Origin of the sequence: Chryseobacterium luquanense (genome assembly GCF_026460945.1) — a bacterium.
Classification (GTDB): Bacteria; Bacteroidota; Bacteroidia; order Flavobacteriales; family Weeksellaceae; genus Chryseobacterium; species Chryseobacterium luquanense.
The window spans coordinates 283,571-303,839 of the sequence record NZ_JAOVZV010000003.1 but is presented as its reverse complement, the minus strand read 5'-3'; the positions used below and the strand labels follow the sequence as shown (position 1 = coordinate 303,839).

17 protein-coding genes are annotated in these 20,269 nt (G+C 36.9%); 7 read left to right on the top strand and 10 right to left on the bottom strand.

From position 1 onward, the window contains the following. The 6 genes from uxaC to OEA66_RS05685 all read left to right on the top strand — a co-directional run bounded on the left by uxaC (position 1) and on the right by OEA66_RS05685 (position 8,568). Positions 1-1,398 (top strand): glucuronate isomerase, encoded by a 1,398-nt coding sequence (gene uxaC / locus OEA66_RS05710; RefSeq protein WP_115620264.1) that lies wholly within the window; start codon positions 1-3, stop codon positions 1,396-1,398. A 214-nt stretch (positions 1,399-1,612) separates the two neighbouring features. Next, on the top strand, positions 1,613-2,620 hold the full coding sequence (locus OEA66_RS05705; protein ID WP_267280473.1) for a sugar kinase: 1,008 nt from the start codon (positions 1,613-1,615) through the stop codon (positions 2,618-2,620). 362 nt (positions 2,621-2,982) lie between these two features. After that, a complete protein-coding gene (locus OEA66_RS05700; protein ID WP_056075310.1) occupies positions 2,983-3,642 on the top strand; it encodes a beta/alpha barrel domain-containing protein in 660 nt (219 codons plus the stop codon). A gap of 11 nt (positions 3,643-3,653) precedes the next feature. Next, positions 3,654-5,183: an MFS transporter gene (locus OEA66_RS05695; RefSeq protein ID WP_267280472.1), complete on the top strand. Its 1,530-nt coding sequence runs from the start codon at positions 3,654-3,656 to the stop codon at positions 5,181-5,183. Positions 5,184-5,478: 295 nt separating this feature from the next. Then, a complete protein-coding gene (locus OEA66_RS05690) occupies positions 5,479-6,942 on the top strand; it encodes a tagaturonate reductase (protein ID WP_267280471.1) in 1,464 nt (487 codons plus the stop codon). Positions 6,943-6,948: 6 nt separating this feature from the next. Further along, on the top strand, positions 6,949-8,568 hold the full coding sequence (locus OEA66_RS05685) for a UxaA family hydrolase (RefSeq protein WP_267280470.1): 1,620 nt from the start codon (positions 6,949-6,951) through the stop codon (positions 8,566-8,568). A gap of 150 nt (positions 8,569-8,718) precedes the next feature. On the opposite strand, the gene OEA66_RS05680 is transcribed toward OEA66_RS05685, so the two are convergent. The 4 genes from OEA66_RS05680 to OEA66_RS05665 form a co-directional block, all read right to left on the bottom strand. Beyond that, positions 8,719-9,570 (bottom strand): DUF6236 family protein, encoded by an 852-nt coding sequence (locus OEA66_RS05680; RefSeq protein ID WP_267280469.1) that lies wholly within the window; start codon positions 9,568-9,570, stop codon positions 8,719-8,721. A 388-nt stretch (positions 9,571-9,958) separates the two neighbouring features. Further along, on the bottom strand, positions 9,959-10,513 hold the full coding sequence (locus OEA66_RS05675) for an REP-associated tyrosine transposase (RefSeq protein WP_267280468.1): 555 nt from the start codon (positions 10,511-10,513) through the stop codon (positions 9,959-9,961). Between the two features lie 269 nt (positions 10,514-10,782). Further along, positions 10,783-11,100, bottom strand: coding sequence for a nuclear transport factor 2 family protein (locus OEA66_RS05670; RefSeq protein ID WP_267280467.1), 318 nt, complete (start codon positions 11,098-11,100; stop codon positions 10,783-10,785). Between the two features lie 21 nt (positions 11,101-11,121). Continuing rightward, the gene (locus tag OEA66_RS05665; protein ID WP_267280466.1) at positions 11,122-11,913 is read right to left on the bottom strand and encodes an SDR family oxidoreductase; all 792 of its coding nucleotides are present in this window, start codon (positions 11,911-11,913) and stop codon (positions 11,122-11,124) included. A gap of 128 nt (positions 11,914-12,041) precedes the next feature. On the opposite strand from OEA66_RS05665, the gene OEA66_RS05660 reads away from it, so the two are divergent. Continuing rightward, entirely contained in the window at positions 12,042-12,428 is a 387-nt protein-coding gene (locus tag OEA66_RS05660; protein WP_267280465.1) for a winged helix-turn-helix transcriptional regulator, read from the top strand. Positions 12,429-12,712: 284 nt separating this feature from the next. Here the strand turns inward: OEA66_RS05660 and OEA66_RS05655 are convergent, their stop codons facing one another. The 6 genes from OEA66_RS05655 to OEA66_RS05630 all read right to left on the bottom strand — a co-directional run bounded on the left by OEA66_RS05655 (position 12,713) and on the right by OEA66_RS05630 (position 20,113). Continuing rightward, positions 12,713-13,474 (bottom strand): hypothetical protein, encoded by a 762-nt coding sequence (locus tag OEA66_RS05655; protein ID WP_267280464.1) that lies wholly within the window; start codon positions 13,472-13,474, stop codon positions 12,713-12,715. 458 nt (positions 13,475-13,932) lie between these two features. Then, positions 13,933-14,961, bottom strand: a complete 1,029-nt coding sequence (locus OEA66_RS05650) for a LacI family DNA-binding transcriptional regulator (RefSeq protein ID WP_267280463.1) — start codon at positions 14,959-14,961, stop codon at positions 13,933-13,935. Between the two features lie 228 nt (positions 14,962-15,189). Next, entirely contained in the window at positions 15,190-15,636 is a 447-nt protein-coding gene (locus tag OEA66_RS05645; RefSeq protein WP_267280462.1) for a hypothetical protein, read from the bottom strand. 89 nt (positions 15,637-15,725) lie between these two features. Next, on the bottom strand, positions 15,726-17,147 hold the full coding sequence (gene xylE, locus OEA66_RS05640; RefSeq protein WP_267280461.1) for a D-xylose transporter XylE: 1,422 nt from the start codon (positions 17,145-17,147) through the stop codon (positions 15,726-15,728). A gap of 28 nt (positions 17,148-17,175) precedes the next feature. Beyond that, positions 17,176-18,504: a xylose isomerase gene (xylA, locus tag OEA66_RS05635; RefSeq protein ID WP_267280460.1), complete on the bottom strand. Its 1,329-nt coding sequence runs from the start codon at positions 18,502-18,504 to the stop codon at positions 17,176-17,178. 121 nt (positions 18,505-18,625) lie between these two features. After that, positions 18,626-20,113: a xylulokinase gene (locus OEA66_RS05630; RefSeq protein WP_267280459.1), complete on the bottom strand. Its 1,488-nt coding sequence runs from the start codon at positions 20,111-20,113 to the stop codon at positions 18,626-18,628. Positions 20,114-20,269: the final 156 nt, after the last annotated feature.

The window sequence follows — 20,269 nt, the reverse complement described above, 5'->3', positions numbered from 1 at the left end:
ATGAAATCTTTTATTACAGATAACTTTTTACTACAAAATAAATACGCGGAAGAATTATATTTCAATTTCGCAGAAAAACAGCCGATCATCGATTATCACAATCATTTGATTCCAAAGGATATTGCTGAAGATACTGTTTTCGAAAATATTTCTAAAGTTTGGATTGCGGGCGATCATTACAAATGGCGCGCAATGCGTACAATGGGTGTGAACGAAAAATTCATCACGGGCGATGCTTCAGACAAAGAAAAATTCGAGGCTTGGGCAAAAACGGTTCCTTACACGTTAAGAAATCCGTTGTACCACTGGACGCATTTAGAATTAAAGCGTTATTTCGGAATTGATGAATTATTGAACGAAAAAAATGCATCAGATATTTACGACAACATCACGGCACAGCTTCAGACTCCTGAAAAGTCGACAAGAGGTTTGCTGAAAATGATGAACGTAGAATCTTTGTGCACCACAGAAGATCCGATTGATGTTTTAAATTACCATCAGGATTTGGCGAAAAGTGATTTCAGCATTAAAGTAAGTACAGCTTTCCGTCCGGATAAAGCGATCTTAATTGAAAACCACAACTTCGCAGATTATATTTCTAAATTGGGCGAGTCGGCTGGAATTGAAATCAATTCTTACCAGACTTTGTGCGATGCTTTATTAAAAAGAGTAGAATATTTCCACGAAAACGGATGCAGACTCTGCGACCACGGACTGAACAATATTTCTTTCGAGGAAGCTTCAGAAGCAGAAGTAAGCGCTATTTTCAATGATAAAATTTCAGGAAAAGTAATCGCTGAAAAGCAGGTGAATCAGTTCAAAACTGCTATTTTATTATTCTTAGGCGAAACATATCACAAATTCGGATGGGTTCAGCAGTTCCACCTGGGAGCTTTGAGAAACAACAACGAAAGAATGCACAGAATCTTAGGTCCTGATACAGGATGGGATTCTATCGGTGACTTCGTACAGGCTGAAACTTTGTCTAAATTGTTAAATGCTTTAGACGGAAAAGATAAACTGACCAAAACAATTCTATATAACTTAAATCCTGCCGACAACGAAATTTTCGCGACTATGATCGGGAATTTTAATGACGGCAGTATCAAAGGAAAGGTACAGTTCGGTTCGGGCTGGTGGTTTTTGGATCAGAAAGACGGAATGATCAAGCAGATGAATGCCCTTTCAAATATGGGATTAATCAGCTGTTTCGTAGGAATGTTGACAGATTCAAGAAGTTTCTTATCTTACCCGAGACACGAATATTTCAGAAGAGTATTGTGTAATCTTTTCGGAGAAGAAATGAAAAACGGCGAATTACCGGATGATATGGAACTGATCGGGAAAACCATTTCCGACATCTGTTATCATAATGCTAAAAATTATTTCGATTTTTAAATATAACAAATTTCAAACCTTCAAGGTTTCAAAAACCTTGAAGGTTTATAATTAAAAGTAAAATTTAAAATAATAAAAGATCAAACGTCAACAAAAATCTTTGATTTTTAAACTTATGTGATCTTTATATTTTCAATATATTAAACTTCAAAATAGCTAAAAGCGTCAAAAACTTTTTGTGCCTTTTGTGGTTAAATAAAGAGCGTTAATTAATATGGCTAGCAAAATACTTACTTTCGGTGAAGTAATCATGAGGCTTTCACCTCCCGGAAACAAAACAATGAAACAGAGCCACGAGATGGAATTCTTTTTCGGCGGAACTGAGCTTAACGTAGCTTCCTCACTGGCAACAATGGGTTGCGACGTGACGCACATCAGCAATGTTTCTGATGATTTTGTGGGAGAATCTGCACTGTCTTTCATCAAAAGTTTTGGGATCGATACGACTTTCATCAATAAAAACGAACATCCTTTAGGTTTATATTTCCTTGAAGTTGGTGCATCCGTTCGTGCAAGCAGAATTGCGTACAACAGACTGAACGGTTCTTTCGCCAACATCAAACCCGAACAGGTTGACTGGAAAAAAGCTTTGGAAGGTTGCAACTATTTCCACTGGACAGGCATCAGCCCTGGAATTTCTGAAGGTGCTTACGAAACTTTGAAAGAAGGTTTGCTCACTGCCCGTGAAATGGGAATCGAAGTAACCACCGATCCGGCTTACCGTTCCAATCTTTGGAAATATGGTAAAAACGGAAATGAGGTTTTAAAGGAACTGGTTTCTTACTCAACGATTTTCATCGGTGGTGTAAATGAGATTAATGAAATTCTGGGAACTCAGTTTTCGTCAGATCAGCAAGGTTTCATGGAAGCTTGTGAAGAATTAAAAAAACAGTGTCCTTCTATTCATAAAATTTTCGACAAAATAAGAATCGGGGTTACGGCTAGCTCTCAGCAGACGCAGGGAAGAGCTTTAATCAATGGGAATTATTTTGAAACCAAATTTATAGAAATAGACAACGTTGTCGACAGAATCGGGACAGGAGATGCTTTTGCCGCGGGCTTAATTTATGGTTTATTAAATTTCGATGACGAAAAAGCTTTAAATTTTGCCAACGCAGCCTGCGCTATCAAACACACCATTTTAGGCGATATCAATTACTGCAGCGCAGAAGACATTCTCGAAGTAATGGCCGGAAATTCCGGAGGACGCATCAAAAGGTAGTTCTTTGCTTTTGGCTGTTAGCTTTTGGCAATTGGCTTTAAAAGTTTCATCATTTCAAATGAAATATAACTAATAAGTTTTGGTCTTATATAAGCGAAGCGGCTTTGTGAAACTAAAAAATAGTTAGTAGTAAAAAACCTTAGTGACCTTCGTGTTCAAAAAAGTCCCAGAGGGACGATCTAGAAAAGGATAGGATAAAATCCTATCAAATAAAATTGAAACAAAGAAAATTTGATTTCTTCTTTACCCCAACCCTAAAGGGTGAAAGAAAACCAAATTTTAACAAGTCCCAAAAGGACAGCATACCAAAGGATGGACAAAACCCCATCAAAGATTATTTTCAACAAAATAATTAAAACAAAATGACAAAAATTCAATTGGTTACAAACACCATCATCAATCAGGGAGCTTTGCCTCTGTATTACAATGCTGATGAAACGGTAACTTTAGAAATATTAAGATCGCTTTACAAAGCAGGAATCCGTGCGGTAGAATATACCAGCCGAGGGGAAGCCGCGTTGAGCAATTTCACAAAAATGGTAGAAGTACGTAATGCAGAAATGCCTGAAATGCTTCTCGGAATCGGAACCATTAAAAATGTACAGCAAGCGGAAGAATACTACAAAGCAGGAGCGGATTTCTTTATCAGTCCTGGTTTTGTGGCGGAAGTTGCAGCATTTTTAATTCCGAAAGATTTATTGTACAGCCCGGGTTGTATGACTCCGACTGAAATAATTGAGGCTGAAACGGCTGGGGTAACTTTCATTAAATTATTCCCGGGGAATGCTTTGGGACCAGGATTTATGAGTGCCATCAAGGATGTTTTCCCGAATCTGAAATTTATGCCGACCGGTGGTGTTGATACCACGAAGGAAAGCATTGAAAGCTGGTTTAAGGCCGGAGTTTCTGCAGTAGGAATGGGAAGCAAGCTGGTAAGCAAAGAATTGATGCTTGCGAAAGACTATGCGACAATAGAAATTGAAACCAAAAAAGTGCTGGATATCATTCAGACTTTAAAATAAATACATTGACTATGAGTTCAGTTAAATCTATTAAGCCGACACAATACAGGTGGACGATCTGTCTTCTTTTATTTCTCGCAACAACGATCAATTATCTGGATCGTCAGGTTTTATCTTTGACGTGGAAAGATTTTATCGCACCGGAATTTCACTGGAATAACAACGATTACGGAAATATCACGGCATTATTCTCCATATTTTATGCGGTGGGAATGCTTTTCGCAGGAAAGTTCGTGGATTGGATGGATACCAAAAAAGGTTTCCTTTGGGCAATCGGAGTTTGGTCGATCGGTGCTGTTTTACACGCATTCTGTGGAATTGCAACTTCAGGAATCCTTACTGGGACCTGGACGGCTGGTTTTCACGGTTCTAAAGAATTAATCGGAACCGTTTCTAATACTGGGGCAATCATCAGCACAAGTGTAACCTTATTCATTTTCGCACGTTTCGTACTGGCGATTGGTGAGGCGGGAAATTTCCCGGCAGCAATCAAAACGACAGCGGAATATTTCCCTAAAAAAGACAGAGCATTTTCTACAAGTATATGGAACGCCGGAGCGACAGTTGGAGCTTTGGCTGCACCGCTTACCATCCCTTTTATTGCAAAATCAATGGGTTGGGAATGGGCGTTTATCATCATTGGTGCGTTAGGATTTGTTTGGATGGGACTTTGGGTATTCGTTTACAAAAAGCCACATTTACACAAGAGAGTTAACGAACAGGAATTAACGTATATCAATCAGGATCAGGACGACCTTCCGAATGAAGACACTTCAGTTCCGGAAAAAGTATTCACGTTTAAAGAATGTTTCAGCTACAGACAAACCTGGGCTTTTGCCTTCGGAAAGTTCATGACTGACGGCGTTTGGTGGTTCTTTTTATTCTGGACTCCGGCTTACTTAAGTTCGGTTTACGGAATGGATTCCACTCAGAGTGCACTGCCATTATTCGTACTGTACATGATTACTTTATTGTCGATTATCGGTGGATGGCTTCCAAAATATTTTGTTGAAAAATTAGGAATGAACGCTTACACAGGAAGAATGAAAGCGATGTTGATTTTCGCATTTTTCCCTCTGTTGGCACTTTTAGCACAACCTTTAGGAACCATTACCTATTGGATTCCGGTTTTAATTATCGGAGTTGCAGGAGCAGCACACCAAGCTTGGTCAGCCAATATCTTCTCAACAGTAGGCGATATGTTCCCGAAAAAAGCCATCGCAACCATCACAGGAATTGGCGGAATGGCAGGTGGAATCGGATCGTTTATCATCAATAAATCTTCAGGAGTTTTATTTGATCACGCTCACAAAGCATGGTCAACCGTAGACGGAGTTCCGTTATTGGAAAAATATCCTCAATACGTAAACGACCGTTTGCCGGATGGATTCTTTGAGCAGTTGGAAAAATCAGGAGCCGTAGTTTCAGACGGTATCGACAAAGGATACATGATTATTTTCTCCATCTGTGCAGTCGCTTATCTGATCGCATGGACAGTGATGAAAATGTTGGTTCCTAAGTATAAAGTGATTAGTAAATAGAAATTCTAATGGTATTTTTCTTACCCCAACCCTAAAGGGAGGAAAAATGCCTTAAAAATTTCATCAAAATTACTCCCTTTAGGGTCGGGGTAAATAATTTTGATGAAATTTTATAAGAAAATAAACCTTCAAGGTTTCAAAAACCTTGAAGGTTTGAAAAATAACTTTGAGTTCTTTGCTAAGTGAAACGCCTTTGCGAACTTAAAAATATACAGCATAATGTCCAAAAAATCTTTGCGGACTTTGCGTTAAAAATTTCATCGAATTAAAACACAATTTAATTCAAATTAGAAAAATGGAAAATCAGACAAAACAACAGTTAAACCGTCAAAACAGCGGTATAGATACAAAATTACCAATCAAAATCGTACAGTTCGGGGGAGGAAACTTCATGCGCGGATTTACAGATTATGTAATTGATAAATTAAATAAAGAAGCAGATTTCAACGCAGGAATTGTCAACATTCAGCCTACTCCAAACGGTTCAGTTCACAAACTTGAAAAACAGGGAAATCTGTACACATTATTTTCAAGAGGAATCAAAAAAGGAGAAATCATCGACGAGAAATGTGTGATTTCAGCGATTCAGAAATCCATAAATCCTTATGCAGATTACAACAGCTTTTTAGAGTTAGCAAAAGAAGAAGAGCTTGAATTTGTTTTTTCAAATACAACAGAAACAGGAATTGCCTACGACGAAACTGAAAATACTTACGAAGGTCCACACAAAAATTTCCCTGCGAAAGTGGCGGTTTTACTTCACGAAAGATATAAGCATTTCAATGGAGCGGCAGACAAAGGTTTAAGAATTATTCCCTGCGAGCTGATTGAAGAAAATGCAATCGTTTTAAAAGGTATTATTTTAAAATATGCTAAACTTTGGAATTTAGAAGAAGGTTTTGCGCAATGGGTTGAACAGAGCAATCACTTCCACAATACTTTGGTCGACAGAATTGTTCCGGGTTATCCGAAAGATGATGCGGCGACGTATGAAGACCAGTTGGATTATGAAGATCCGATGATGGTGGTTTCTGAAACATTCCTTTTATGGGTGATTCAGGGAGGTGAAGATTTAAAACAGAGAATTCCATTCGATAAAATCAACGAACAGATTTTGGTAGTGGATGATATTCAGCCTTACCGTTTGAGAAAAGTAAGAATCCTGAATGGCGGACATACATTGATGTTGGCTCCGGCCATTTTAGCAGGAAAAGAAATCGTAAAAGAAGCGATTGATGACCAGTTTATCGGAACTTTTTTAAGCGAATCGATATTCAATGAAGTCAATCAGACTTTAGGTTTAGATGAAACTGAACTGAAAGAATTTGCGGAAGAAGTGTTCGACAGATTCAGAAATCCTTTCATCAAGCACCATTTGGCGAGCATCGCTTTGTATTTTGTTTCTAAATTTAAAGTGAGAGTCGTTCCGAGTTTGTTGACTTATGTTGAAAGAAATAACAAACTGCCACTGAACTTAACGTTCTCACTGGCAAGTTTAATCAGATTCTATCAGGGAAGTTTTGGTGAAAAATCTCTTCCTCTGAATGACGAAGAAGCCATCGTAAACAGATTCAGAGAAATCTGGAAAAACGAAGATTATGAAATAGTTTCAGAACAGGCATTAAGCGAAAAACTGTTCTGGGATACAGACCTTACACAGGTAGAAGGCCTGAAAGACGCAGTAGCAAAAGCATTATACGAAATTGACCACAATGACATGGAAACTGCCTACAAAAATTTTATTCAATTTTATTCTTAAAAAATCATGCAGAAGAAAGTACTGAAAGTAAATCCCAAAGACAACGTTATTGTAGCGTTGATGGATTTGCCTGCCGGAGAATCGGTGCACTTAGACGGTACAGATTATACGATTCTTAAAGATATTAAAGCAAAACATAAATTCGCTGCCGTAGATTTTGAGGATGGCGACCATATTTTAATGTATGGCGTAATCGTTGGGAAAGCCAACCAATCCATCAGACAGGGCGAAGTGATTACCACCGAAAACGTAAAACACCAAAGTGCAAAAGTGGTAGGCAAAACCGATACTTTGGGCTGGACGCCACCCAATGTTGACAAGTGGAAAGACCGTACGTTCATGGGCTACCACCGTGAAGACGGGCAGGTAGGTACAGAAAACGTGTGGCTGTTTTTCCCGTTGGTATTCTGTGAAAACAAGAATATCGAAACACTGAAAGATATTTTCGAAAAAGAATTACTTCACGATAAAGCCAGCAAACACCAATTGTTACTTCGTTCTTTACTGAATGGCGGTGAAACTGCTGATGTTGCGGTGGAAGAGGAAGAACCGGATACGCGAGTATTTAAAAATATCGACGTAAGATTCATCACACACCAGGGCGGTTGTGGCGGAATCCGTCAGGACGCTGAAGCGTTGGGAAGACTGTTCGCAGGATATGTCAACAACCCGAATGTTGCCGGAGCAACGGTTCTCAGTTTAGGTTGCCAGAATCTTCAGGTTCAGATTTTCATGGATTCACTGCATGCACTGGCTCCAGATAATAAAAAACCAATCGTCGTTTACGAACAGCAAAAATCGGGTACCATCGATGAAATGCTGACCGGCGTTATTAAAGATTCATACGAAGGCATTAAAAAAGCCAACGAAATAGAGCGAAAACCGGCATCCATCACCAAACTGAACATCGGTTTGGAATGTGGCGGCTCAGATGGTTTCTCGGGAATTTCTGCCAACCCTGTTTTGGGCGAAGTTTCAGATATTATGGCTGCAGTGGGCGGAACAACCATGTTGGCCGAGTTCCCGGAATTGTGTGGAGTAGAGCAGGAGCTGGTGAACCGTTGTATCAATGATGAAGACGGTGTAAAATTCCTGAAACTGATGAAAGATTTTGAAGCCTCTGTGGTTGCAGCAGGATCAGGATTTGATATGAATCCCTCTCCCGGAAATATCAAGGATGGTTTAATTACCGATGCCATGAAATCTGCAGGAGCTTCCAAAAAAGGAGGAGCTGCCCCAATTGTGGAAGTTCTTGATTTTACAGAATATGCTACAAAACCAGGTCTGAATCTTCTATGTACTCCCGGAAATGATGCCGAATGTACAACAGCTTTAGTCGGTTCAGGTGCAACAGTGGTGCTTTTCACTACCGGTCTTGGAACACCGATGGGAAATCCTATTTCTCCGGTTGTGAAGATTTCTTCCAACACGGTTTTGGCAGAAAAAATGTCAGACATTATTGATTTCAATGCAGGCACCGTAATCAGCGGAGAAAAAACAATTCCCGAAGCTGCAGACGAACTTCTGGAACTCATCATCAACGTAGCCAGTGGCGAAGTAAAAACCAAGGCTGACGTTCTTAATCAGAATGATTTCATTCCATGGAGACGAGGAGTCTCTCTGTAATGAGTTAATTATATTAAATATTAGGGTTGAAAATGCTTCTTGCTTCGGTGGGGAGCATTTTCTTTTTGGGTTGATTGCACAGTTTTATAATTTAAGTTATGATGATTGTGGGTAGAAATCACGAAATTAAACTCGTATGATTCTTCATAACTATATAATTTTATCTTTTTTAGCATTGGCTAAATAACTTAATTTTATTTTTTCCTTTGCTTCTTCCACACTAATTGTTTTATTTGCCTTAATACTAACAAAAGATAATGCTGCTCCTATAATCGATGTCAAGGGTATAATTTGAGGATTTGTCATAAAACCCAACGTTACTCCAGAGGTTAATCCTGTTATCAGATTACCGAAATTAAGTTCTGTTACTAAATTATATTTCGATGAAAGTGAAAATTTTTCATTTGAAACTTGATTAACATTTTCGAGGACTTTTTTTAATTTTAATAAGCTTTTTTTTGATTGAAAATCTTTGTCTGGGGAGTTTATTATTTCAAAATAAAATGAATCTAGAGTTTCATGTAATTCGTCAAGTTCAGATTGTCTTCTTCTTTTGAAATCTATTATGTCTTCAATAGAAGTTTCTTGAGTAGGTACAGGCAAACACTCATTAATCTCAACTTTTAAAGAATTAAACTCCTTAACGTTTTTATCACCTAAAATTAATTCTTCTCCAATTTGATGAAGAATCCAATCAACATCTTTTTCATTTTTTATCAAATCATTAGCAACTATTTTTTGACTTTCTAAAAATAGGTTAACTTGTGAAGATGTACTCCAGCTATGAAAATTCACTCTTGGTCTTGAGACAATGTTTTCTGAAATTAACATCTCTTCATGTGGAATAGCATAATGAATCATTCCATTTGTAGGTAATACAACTTTATCGTAATACAATATGTAATAATACAAATCTTGTATTGTGATATTAGAACTAACGGCTACGCCATTATATGATTGTCTTTGCATTTTAGCTGGAGATGCAATAATTCCTCTTTTCATAATTATTAAGTTTATTCAAAATAACAACTATTTTAAATAATAAATTATTTTTTTTATAAATATATGTAAGAAAATTTCCCACGCTGACGCGAGCGTCCCACTCGTGCCCCATTAATAAACTCATGCTTGTACCGACTGCGAAAGATACGAGCGAGAAGCTCGCACCAGCGAAAAACAAAACAATTTCTACATTTCTGCGAAAACAAACCACCCCGTCAAAAATTCTTTCGAATTTTCGCCACCCCTCCGGAGGAGGGGAATTTTTACCTGTAGAATTTTGTTTAAAATTTGATTTTCATTTTTCTAAATGATGATAACCCTTCTCATCTATGCATCACGCAATCCAGATGTCGCGGATTTGCAATCCGTGACAACACCACACAACAAATCACCCCATAAAAACCACAAAAACATCTAAAGCATTGTCTAATTCTGCATAATTTCTGGCACTGCTGAAATAGTAGTGCTCTGGTTCTGTCACTATTTTCTGTTTTACGGGATTTTGATGAATATAATTGATATTTTCTTTAATCCATTTATTTGAAAAAACTTCTTCTGCATGGTAACCATCTTGCCAAACTTTAAACTTTTGCTCTCTGGTTAAATGTTCGCAAGATTTTTTAAAATATTGCATCATCCATTCCTTTCTGCTTTCAGGTTCAGACTGTATGGTTTCGATTATTTTTTTCGAAGTAAACTTTTTAAAATCTCTCATAATTTCAGATACAGTGTATCTACCGTCTGCACGACAAAATAAATGAAGATGATTTGACATTAAGCAGTATGCAAAAATGAAAAGACCTTTCTGATTTTGACAATATTTCAAAGAATCTATGATTACCATTTTTTGCGATAACCTTGTAAATACATCAACCCAGCCTGCCGTTGTAATTGTAATAAAGTATGCTTGATCGATATCTAAAGCTTTGTATTTTGTAGACATCTGTGTTTTTATTTAAAAGTACAAAATTTTATAATTGAAAAAGTCACGGATTGCAAATCCGCAACATCGGTTTGCAAATCCGCGACATCGGTAATAGATTTATCTTCAAAACTACAAACTTCTCGATACTATTTTTTTCAAAAATCTACTCGAAGTGACGGGAGTAAGTTAAAATGTTATACGGCATTATTATAATTTATAGAAAATACAAAAGGCTGAAATTTTCACTTCAGCCCCGCATGGTAAAACATTGGAATTCAAGACAGGTTTTATCCTGTTACTTTTAGGTTTTGAATTTTTCCGTCAGCAATTTTAAAATGAAATTTCAAAATCAGAGGGCTTCCCGGAAATGATCCTGCAATTTTTGCTGATAGTATATCTTCTTTTTCATCATAATCTACTGGCTCCATTGTGGCTTTATAGTCTTTGTTGGATTTGTCGATCCACATTTCAATTTCTGCCTTGCCGTTGTGCGTTTTGCCTTCATCAGATACCTGGGCATCTTCGGCGAAACAGTCTGCATAGGCAGCGCTGTTAAATTCGTTTTGGGTCTTTACTAATTCTGAGATGATGTTTGGTAATTGCATTATATTTTATTTTTAAAATGATTAAATAGTTGGTACAGTACCGCCGTCGATGACATATTCGGTTCCTGTTAAATAGCTGGCTCTCGGAGATACAAGAAAACCTACAAATTCGGCAACCTCTTTCGGTTCGGCAGGTCTGCCAAAAGGAATTCCGCCAAGTGCATCCATCACGCCCTGTTGCGCTTCTTCTACCGTGCTGTTTGCGTTTCTTGCAATTTCGCCCAGCCAGTCTTTCGATGCTGTCGTATTAATCCACCCTGGTGAAACTGCCAAAACACGAACACCTTTTGGAGTCACTTCATTCGACAGACTTTTGCTGTAATTTCTCAATGCTGCTTTTGAAGCGGCGTAAGGCAAAGTAGAATCATATAAAGGAAGCTTACCCTGAATGGAAGCAATGTGGATAATAACACCACTTTTTCTCTCAATCATTTGGGGCAAAAATCCTCTGTCTAATCGCACGGGAGCAAGTAAATTAGCCTTTAAGGTAGATTCCCAGTCCTCATCCGATAATGCATTAAAGCCACCGGCAGGTGTTGTTGAAGAACCGAGGTTGTTAATCAGAATATCCAGTCGGCCATACGCAGACATTATTTCACTGATTACTTTCTGTGTTCCTTCCGCAGTACTCAGATCAGCAGCAATGAAATGCAGATTGCTGTTTTCTTCTTCCGGTGCATTTCTTGCGGAAATGATCACTGTTGCGCCCGCTTGCAAAAGTCTTTCTGCAATAGCTTTTCCGGCTCCTTTTGTACCTCCTGTTACCAAAGCAATTTGGCCTGATAACTCATTGTTGAAATTAAACTGTTCCATTTTTATAATTTGTTTATAGGACAAAATTGGGGTATAAAAACAGTTTGTACAAGTACGGAATTACGATTCAGATAGGGATAAATTATTCCCCTATTGTGCAAATCGGAACATACGTTTAAATTTGCTTTATGTATGAGAGAAAAATAATCCCGAACTTAAATTGCGGTCTTGATCTGATCGGTGAGGTACTTTATGGCAAATGGAAAATACGTCTGCTCTGGTTTATAGATCAGGGACATCAACGGCCGAGTGAATTGCAACGCAAAATCCCTGACGCCACGCGTAGAGTATTAAATATACAGTTGAAAGAACTGGAAGATCACGAATTTATTACCAAGAAAATTTACCCTGTAGTGCCGCCCAAAGTAGAGTATAGTCTTACTGAATTGGGTAAAAGCGTTATTCCAATAATTTTGCAGTTGGGAATTTGGGGAGATCAAAACGAAACGCATTTACGTACCGTTATTTTAAAGCGTTTGAACGCAGAAAGTGAGTCGCTTCGCCTGGAAGAATGAGGAGTGAATTGAGTAGTTGCTAACATTTAAATAACGAACTAAAATGTACAGAAAGTCTGAGCATTGCTTTTTGTAAAATCATCCATAAAAGGGAATAAAGGCGTTTTAACTTTTAAATAAAAATTTTTGCTGTAGTATGACAGTAGTATAATTGCAAAATGTAGAGTTCCTCTTCCATGGAGGGGTGGCGAAAGCTCGAAGGAATTTTTTAAACTGTAAAGTCACGGATTGTAAATCCGCAATATACAGATCGTTGTCAACACCTGTAAAGAAAAAAAAGTCAATTAATAATGCGTGATTGAAGATATTACCAGAATTAATTTTTTTGTAACCGGATCGGGAAATTCATTGATAGTGATATATTTATTGTAATCTACACCAATTATGGCACCTGCAAACTCTTCATATTGCAAATTTAATGTTCGTGCTTTGCTAAGATTAATTTTCATTTCTTTTGGAACAATGATCGAATACCTGTTTACAAACTGTTCTTTGTTTAAGATACTTCCAAAAGTTGAATTTTCAAATTCGGCCATTAAGGGATAGTAACAGTTATTTTTCAGCCAACTTTTGTTATCTGTTAATAATGCATTTAGTACTTCCTTAGCAAACTTTTCTACTTCTTCATCAGATGCTTCAAATCTGCTGTATCGATGCTCAAAAGTACCATCACTATTGCTTTTCAAGAGAAAATTAAGTTCAGAAGTTTTATTATTTATTGTCTCCAAATATTGCCCTGCAAGATCTGTTTTGTCATTGCTGCTATTATTGTCAATGACTTTCATTATAAATGTATTTTTATTCGTATCCGTCAAACGGACAGTATCTTCTTTCAATTCTCCTATTAATTGAATCTTAATCTCTTTCTGTCTGTAAAAATAATTGCCTTTTATTTCTCCATTTTCAAAAATAAACAGAGACAAAACGACAGGTTTATCAGCAATTTTCCCTTCAAAATCATACCAATTGTCTTTTTGAAAAATTTGTGCAGAATACCAATTTGAAATCAATAAAAAAGAAAAAAAGAGAAGAAAATTTTTCGCCATTATATTTGTGTTTAAAAATCTAATATACAATTTGTAATTTAAATAAAAAACTTGATTATAAGTTATTTGATAAGAATTATCCTTTGAAGTCGGGATAGTCGTACTATAGAAAGGCAGATATTAATGTCTGTCCTTTTGAAAAATTCGGGAATAATTAAAGACTTTTTTGATAGATTTCAGAATTTTAAGTATAATATTAAAAACGAAAATTATTAGAAATCCTATTTTCTGTATCTGTTCCAAGATTGAATGCCTTCTATATTACCTCCGAATTTGAAGGTGTATTCTCCAAATGTACCGTTGTTTCTGTCGACTTTATCTTTAGTTGTGTATAAATAGCATATCCTGATATGTATCGGATAAGTTATAAGTGATCTTGATGTACAAAACCACAAATAAAATTATAAAAACTTTAATAATTTTTTTAACCCTACAAAATCTAAGAGACAGATGAGATACTATTTCCTTTTTGAAGATTTTCTAATGCAAATCTGGGGAGCTAAAACAACCTTCTTTTCAATAGAAACACCTGAAGAGTTATCTTTAATCCGGTCTAGAAAAACTTGTCCAGCCATATTTCCCATGATTACTGGGGTTTGATCCATCGAACTCATCGGAAGTTCCATGAATTGAGTGAAAGGTTCGTTTGAGAAACCGATTACAGCAACTTCCTGAGGAATTTTTATCTTACGTTTTTTAAGTTCCTGACAGGCTCCCAACGCTGCAAAATCACTGGCAGAAAATATTGCATCTGGAATAGATTTACTCTCCCACAAAGTTTTAATAGCTTCAATTCCGGCATCAATCGAACTTCCCGTAGAGATAATATTCTCTTCTTTAACCTGAAATTTATGGTCAATTAGAGCCTGTTTGTAACCATTAAGACGATTTTGATAAATCTCAAGATTAAGATCTCCTGCAAAATGACAGATATTTTTGTAGCCTTCCGAAATCAGATGTTCTGTAGCCATATATCCCCCACGATAATCATCAACCGTTACTGTACTGATGCCCGGAATGTCTTTCTTTCTATCGAAAAAGATAATAGGAGTGTTTGATGTATCTAAAATGTGCTGAATGTGCTCTGTATCAATTGTAGTTCTAGAAACCGACATGAAAATTCCGTCAACCTGAGCGTTTAATAAGGTATTTAAATGCTTTTTTTCAATATTAACATCTTCATGACTTTGACAAATAATAACGTGGTAACCTTGCACAGAAAGTTCTTCTTCAATTCCACGGATGACAGACGAGAAAAAGTTGGTGTTGATGTAAGGAACAATGATTCCAATGTTTTTTGTTTCCCCACTTTTAAGGGCTTTGGCAAGATTATTTTGCTTATAGTTCATTTCCTTTGCGGTTTTTACCACAAGTTCTTTGGTTGCCTGGCTTATTCTCGGATGATTATTTAGTGCTCTGGAAACAGTTGCCACACTTACGTTCAGCTTTCTGGAAATATCATAAATAGTGGCGTTTTTCTTTGTCATACCTCGTTTTCTATTGTTTAAAACAATGAATGTTTCTTCATCATTATTGATGTGAATTTAATCATTTAACGTAGAAATATATTTTAGATATAAATATTTTCTAAGCTTTTTTAAATGACAAATTACAGCGATAAATTTAATTAAAATTTATTATTATAAAAGTCTTTTTGAAACAATGGTTTAACTAAAGGAATTTATGAAAAAATTGAAGACTAAAATTTCAAATATTTAAGGAACAATATCATATTTCGTATCATCATTATTTCCGAAAATATTGTGTTGAATTTCTCTCGTAAGACGAAATGTTTCATCTAAAGATGTGTTGGTATTTATCTTTAGATATGGAACATTTTTGTTTATTTCTTCTTCAATTTTAAAATTATTTTCTGATGCAAAGTTTTTTAATTTTTCATAATATTGAATTTGAGATTCTTCCGTAGCTTCATATTCAATATTTAAATGATTCCCATTTTTAGCAAAATAAATATAGTCATATCCTTTAGAATAGATTCCGATAAAATCAAAATCGGTTTTGTTTTCTAAAAATAATTTTAACTCCTTTGGAAGTTGATATATTTGAATCTGTTTTGCAATAAAATCATCTTTAATTTTTTCTAAATTATAACTTGCTTTAATAGCTTTTAAATTATTAATGATGGATTTAAAAATATTCATAAACTTGATTTCAATCTGCCAAAGTTATAAAAAAGAGCACCGGAAAATCCCGGTGCCCTCAACAAACTAATTATAAAACTAAAGTATATTTATTTTTCCCAAACCTTTTCAATCTCCTCTAAAGATTTTCCTTTGGTCTCAGGAACCCATTTCCATACAAAGAACAGGGACAGAACGCTCATCACCCCATAAAATCCGTAAGTAAATGCTCCACTGAATTCCATCATAAAAGGATAAGTAGATGAAATTAAATAATTCGCTGCCCACTGAGCCGCAACTGCAATCGCAATCGCACTTCCTCTGATTTTATTCGGGAATATTTCTGAGATCAAAACCCAACAGATTGGTCCCCAAGACATCATAAATGATGCGGTGTAAACAATGATAAACACCAAAGTGGCAATTCCGATGATCTGATAATAGGATAATATTGCAATCGCAAACATTCCAATCGCCATTCCGACTGAACCGACGATTAATAATGGTTTTCTTCCCCATTTATCCACCGTGAAAATGGCGATAACGGTAAATACAACGTTCACCAATCCCATTACAACGGTCTGCAGCATCGATGAATCTTTGTGAACGCCCATACTTTCGAATATCCTTGGAGCATAGTATAAAGCAACGTTGATTCCCACAAACTGCTGGAAAACTGAAAGTAAAATTCCAATCACAATCACGGTTTTTCCGAAGGCGAAAATTTCACTTTTATGTTCTACGACAGTGCTTTTTATCTCGTAGAAAATTTCTTTTCCACGCGCTTCACCATTGATTTTTGTTAAAATTTTTAATGCTTCCGCATCTTTATTCACGAAGGTCAGATAACGTGGTGTTTCAGGAACGAAAAACAGAAGGATACCGAACAAAGCAGAAGGAATTGTTAATGATAAAAACATATATCTCCATCCGATTTCGTTGATCCATTCTACGGTTTGTCCGCTTGCGATGCCCCAGTTCACAAAGTAAACCACGAGCATCCCGAAAATAATGGCAAACTGATTCAGTGATACCAGTTTACCACGTATTTCGGCAGGTGCAATCTCACCAATGTACATCGGGCAGACCGCCGAAGCCAATCCCACACCGATTCCACCAATGATCCTATAAAAATTAAATGCCAGCAAAACACCCATGGAGTGCTCGCCGTGTTTGAAGAATAAAAATTCAGGATACGCCGCTCCCAAAGCACTGATGAAGAACAGAAATGCCGAAAGCATCAATGATTTTTTTCTTCCCAGCTTCGTGGAGATCATCCCGGAAATCGCTCCACCGATGATACACCCGATCAATGCGCTCGAAATGGTCGCTCCGTGTGCCAATGAACTCAAGCCTAATGGAATGATCAGATATTCCTGGATTGACTTTTCAGCTCCGGAAATCACGGCCGTGTCGTATCCAAACAAAAGTCCTCCCAAAGTGGCGACCAACGTGAGTACAGTTACGTACAGCATATTGATCTGCGCCTTTGTTCCTGAAGAATATTTAGGACCAGAATCTATTATTTGCATAGTTTGATTTAGTTTTTAAAATTAAATTTTATAAATACTGATTGATAATACTCTCAAGATATTCCTGTTTTCCGCTTTCTCTACCAACTTCTCCAAGTCCTTGAGCGTAAGTGGCAAGATCTGTTAAAGATAAGCTACCATTCTCGAAATCTTTACCTTTTCCGCTGTCGAAAGATGAATATCTGTTGGTTCTGATTTCAGAATATTTTGATTTTTCTAAAATTTTATCGGCAGCTAAGAATGATCTTGCAAAATTGTCCATTCCGCTGATGTGCGCGATGAAAATATCTTCTAAATCTGTTGAATTTCTTCTAATTTTTGCATCAAAATTAACACCTCCGCCCTGGAAACCTCCAGCCTGAATAATTACCAACATCGCCTGAGTCATTTCATATAAATCAACCGGGAACTGGTCTGTATCCCAACCATTCTGGTAATCTCCTCTGTTCGCATCGATGCTTCCCAAGACATTGTTATCTGCAGCTACCTGAAGTTCGTGCTCAAAAGTGTGTTGAGCTAAAGTAGCGTGGTTAACTTCAAGATTTAATTTAAAATCATTCAATAAATCGTACTGACGAAGGAAGTTCAAACAAGTCGCCGCATCAAAGTCGTATTGGTGTTTTGTCGGCTCCATCGGTTTTGGCTCGATGAAGAAAGTTCCTGTGAAACCTTGAGCTCTTGCATAATCTTTAGCCAAATGTAAAAACTTCGCCATATGCTCCTGCTCACGCTTCATATTGGTATTTAGAAGTGACATATAACCTTCACGGCCTCCCCAGAATACATAATTTTCACCGCCTAATTTAATCGTTGCATCCAAAGCATTTTTCACTTGTCCACCAGCGTAAGCCAAAACATCAAAAGAAGGATTGGTCGCCGCACCGTTCATAAATCTTGGGTTTGAGAAACAGTTCGAAGTTCCCCAAAGTAATTTCACGCCTGAAGCAGCCTGTTTTTCTTTAGCATAATCGGTGATAAATTCCAATCTCTTTGTAGATTCTGTGAAATTATTTGCCTCATCAATCAGATCATAATCGTGGAAACAGTAATAAGGAACACCTAGTTTGGTGAAAAATTCGAAAGCGGCATCCATTTTTTCTGTTGCTCTTTGTTTGGCGTCAGAAGCGGTTAACCAGTCAAATTGCTGAGTTCCTGCACCGAACGGATCTCCACCAGTTGCGCAGAACGTGTGCCAGTAAGCAGACGCAAACTTGAAATATTCTTTCATTGTTTTTCCACGAACGACCAAATTCTCATCGTAAAATTTGAATGCCAGCGGATTATCTGATTCTCTTCCTTCAAACTTGATTTTTTCTATTCCTTTAAAATACTCTTTGTTTCCTGTTGTAATTGCCATTATTTTGATTTTTTTTTTGATTGTAATTTGTTTAATTTATGTTCTCGCTGATCAAGCAAATTTTGCAGATTTATTTAAAGAAGAAAAATCTGCTTAATCTTTAAAATCTGCGGGATATTTTTTAAGAATTGATTAAAACCTGCTCCAGTTTGTTTTTCCACTTGCCGTAACTTTCCCTATACTGATCCATATTTTTAAAATCAGGAATGTACGTTGTGGTAATATCTTTTTCGGTTAAAATATCCGTTAAAGTTTCAAATGCTCCCGCTCCGATTGCCGCTGCTCTTGCTGCTCCTGTGGAACCCGTTGTATCGAAAATTCTGATTTCTGTATCCAATAATGTTGCAATCGATTGCGCAAATAAGGAAGAACGGAATAAATTATCACCTCCGGCTTTGATGATCCCTTTTTGTAAACCATCATTCATTAAAATTTCAGTTCCGTAAACGAAAGAATAGGCGATGCCTTCTAATCCGGCTCTAAACAAATGAACACTTTTGTGGCGGTTAAAATTGACGTTATAAGTAGAAGAACCTATGTCTTTATTTTTTAAAACTCTCTCAGCGCCATTTCCAAATGGTAACACAATGATTCCATCGGATCCGATTGGGATTTGTGAAGCCAGATCATTAAGTTCCTGATATGAATGTCTTTTCTGATCTACCTGGTGTCTCAGCCAGCTGTACTGAATTCCCGCACCATTTAAACAAAGCATTTTCCCGATTCTCGGCTGTTCTTTCGTATGATTGATGTGCGCAAAATTGTTTACACGCACAGATTCTTTAGAATGAATATTGTCTGTCACACCATAAACAACGCCTGAAGTTCCGCCTGTAGCAGCGATTTCTCCAGGATTCATTACGTTTAACGACAACGCATTATTCGGCTGATCTCCGGCTCTGTACAAAATAGGAATTCCTTCTGGCAAACCGCTTTCTTCGGCACCCTGTTTTGAAACTACACATTGCTCCGTGAAATTGTCTACTACTGTTGAAACCAAAGACTCATCAATTCCCCAGTGATTCAATAAGGTTTTCGAAGCCTGATGTTTCTGGAAATCCCAAAGCACGCCTTCCGAAAGTCCGGTAACGGTGGTTGTTGCTTCGCCGCTTAATTTTAAAGCAATAAAATCTCCTGGGAGCATAAACTTCCAGATTTTTTCATAGACTTCCGGCTCGTTTTCTTTGACCCATTTTAATTTCGAAGCGGTGAAATTTCCCGGTGAATTCAAAAGTTTATTCATACAGACTTCTTCACCCAAATCATCAAAAGCTTTATCACCGGTTTCTACTGCACGGCTGTCACACCAGATGATTGACGGACGCAAAACTTCTTTATCTTTTCCCACCAAAACCAAACCGTGCATCTGATAAGAAATCCCGATGCCTTTGATCTCATTTTTGTCGATGTGGCTTTCTGCAATTATTTTTTGAGTCAGAATTCTAAGATTTTGCCACCATTGTTCCGGGTCCTGTTCTGCCCAGCCGATCTTTGGAGAATCGATAGGCATTTCTGTTTCCGGATATTTTGCGTGGGCAATCACTTTCCCGTGTTCGTCAACAATTGAAGCTTTCAGCGAAGAACTTCCAACATCATATCCTATAAACATTTTTTTGATTTAATATTTGTTAGTGGCTAAATGTAATAATTTTATAATATAAATTAAATTTTTATTTTGAATTCGTAATTTTTCATGATAATTATCTATAGTAATTGCTTGTTTTATAAAGCTTTTTGAAATGTTAGTTATCTTATTTTTTATGAT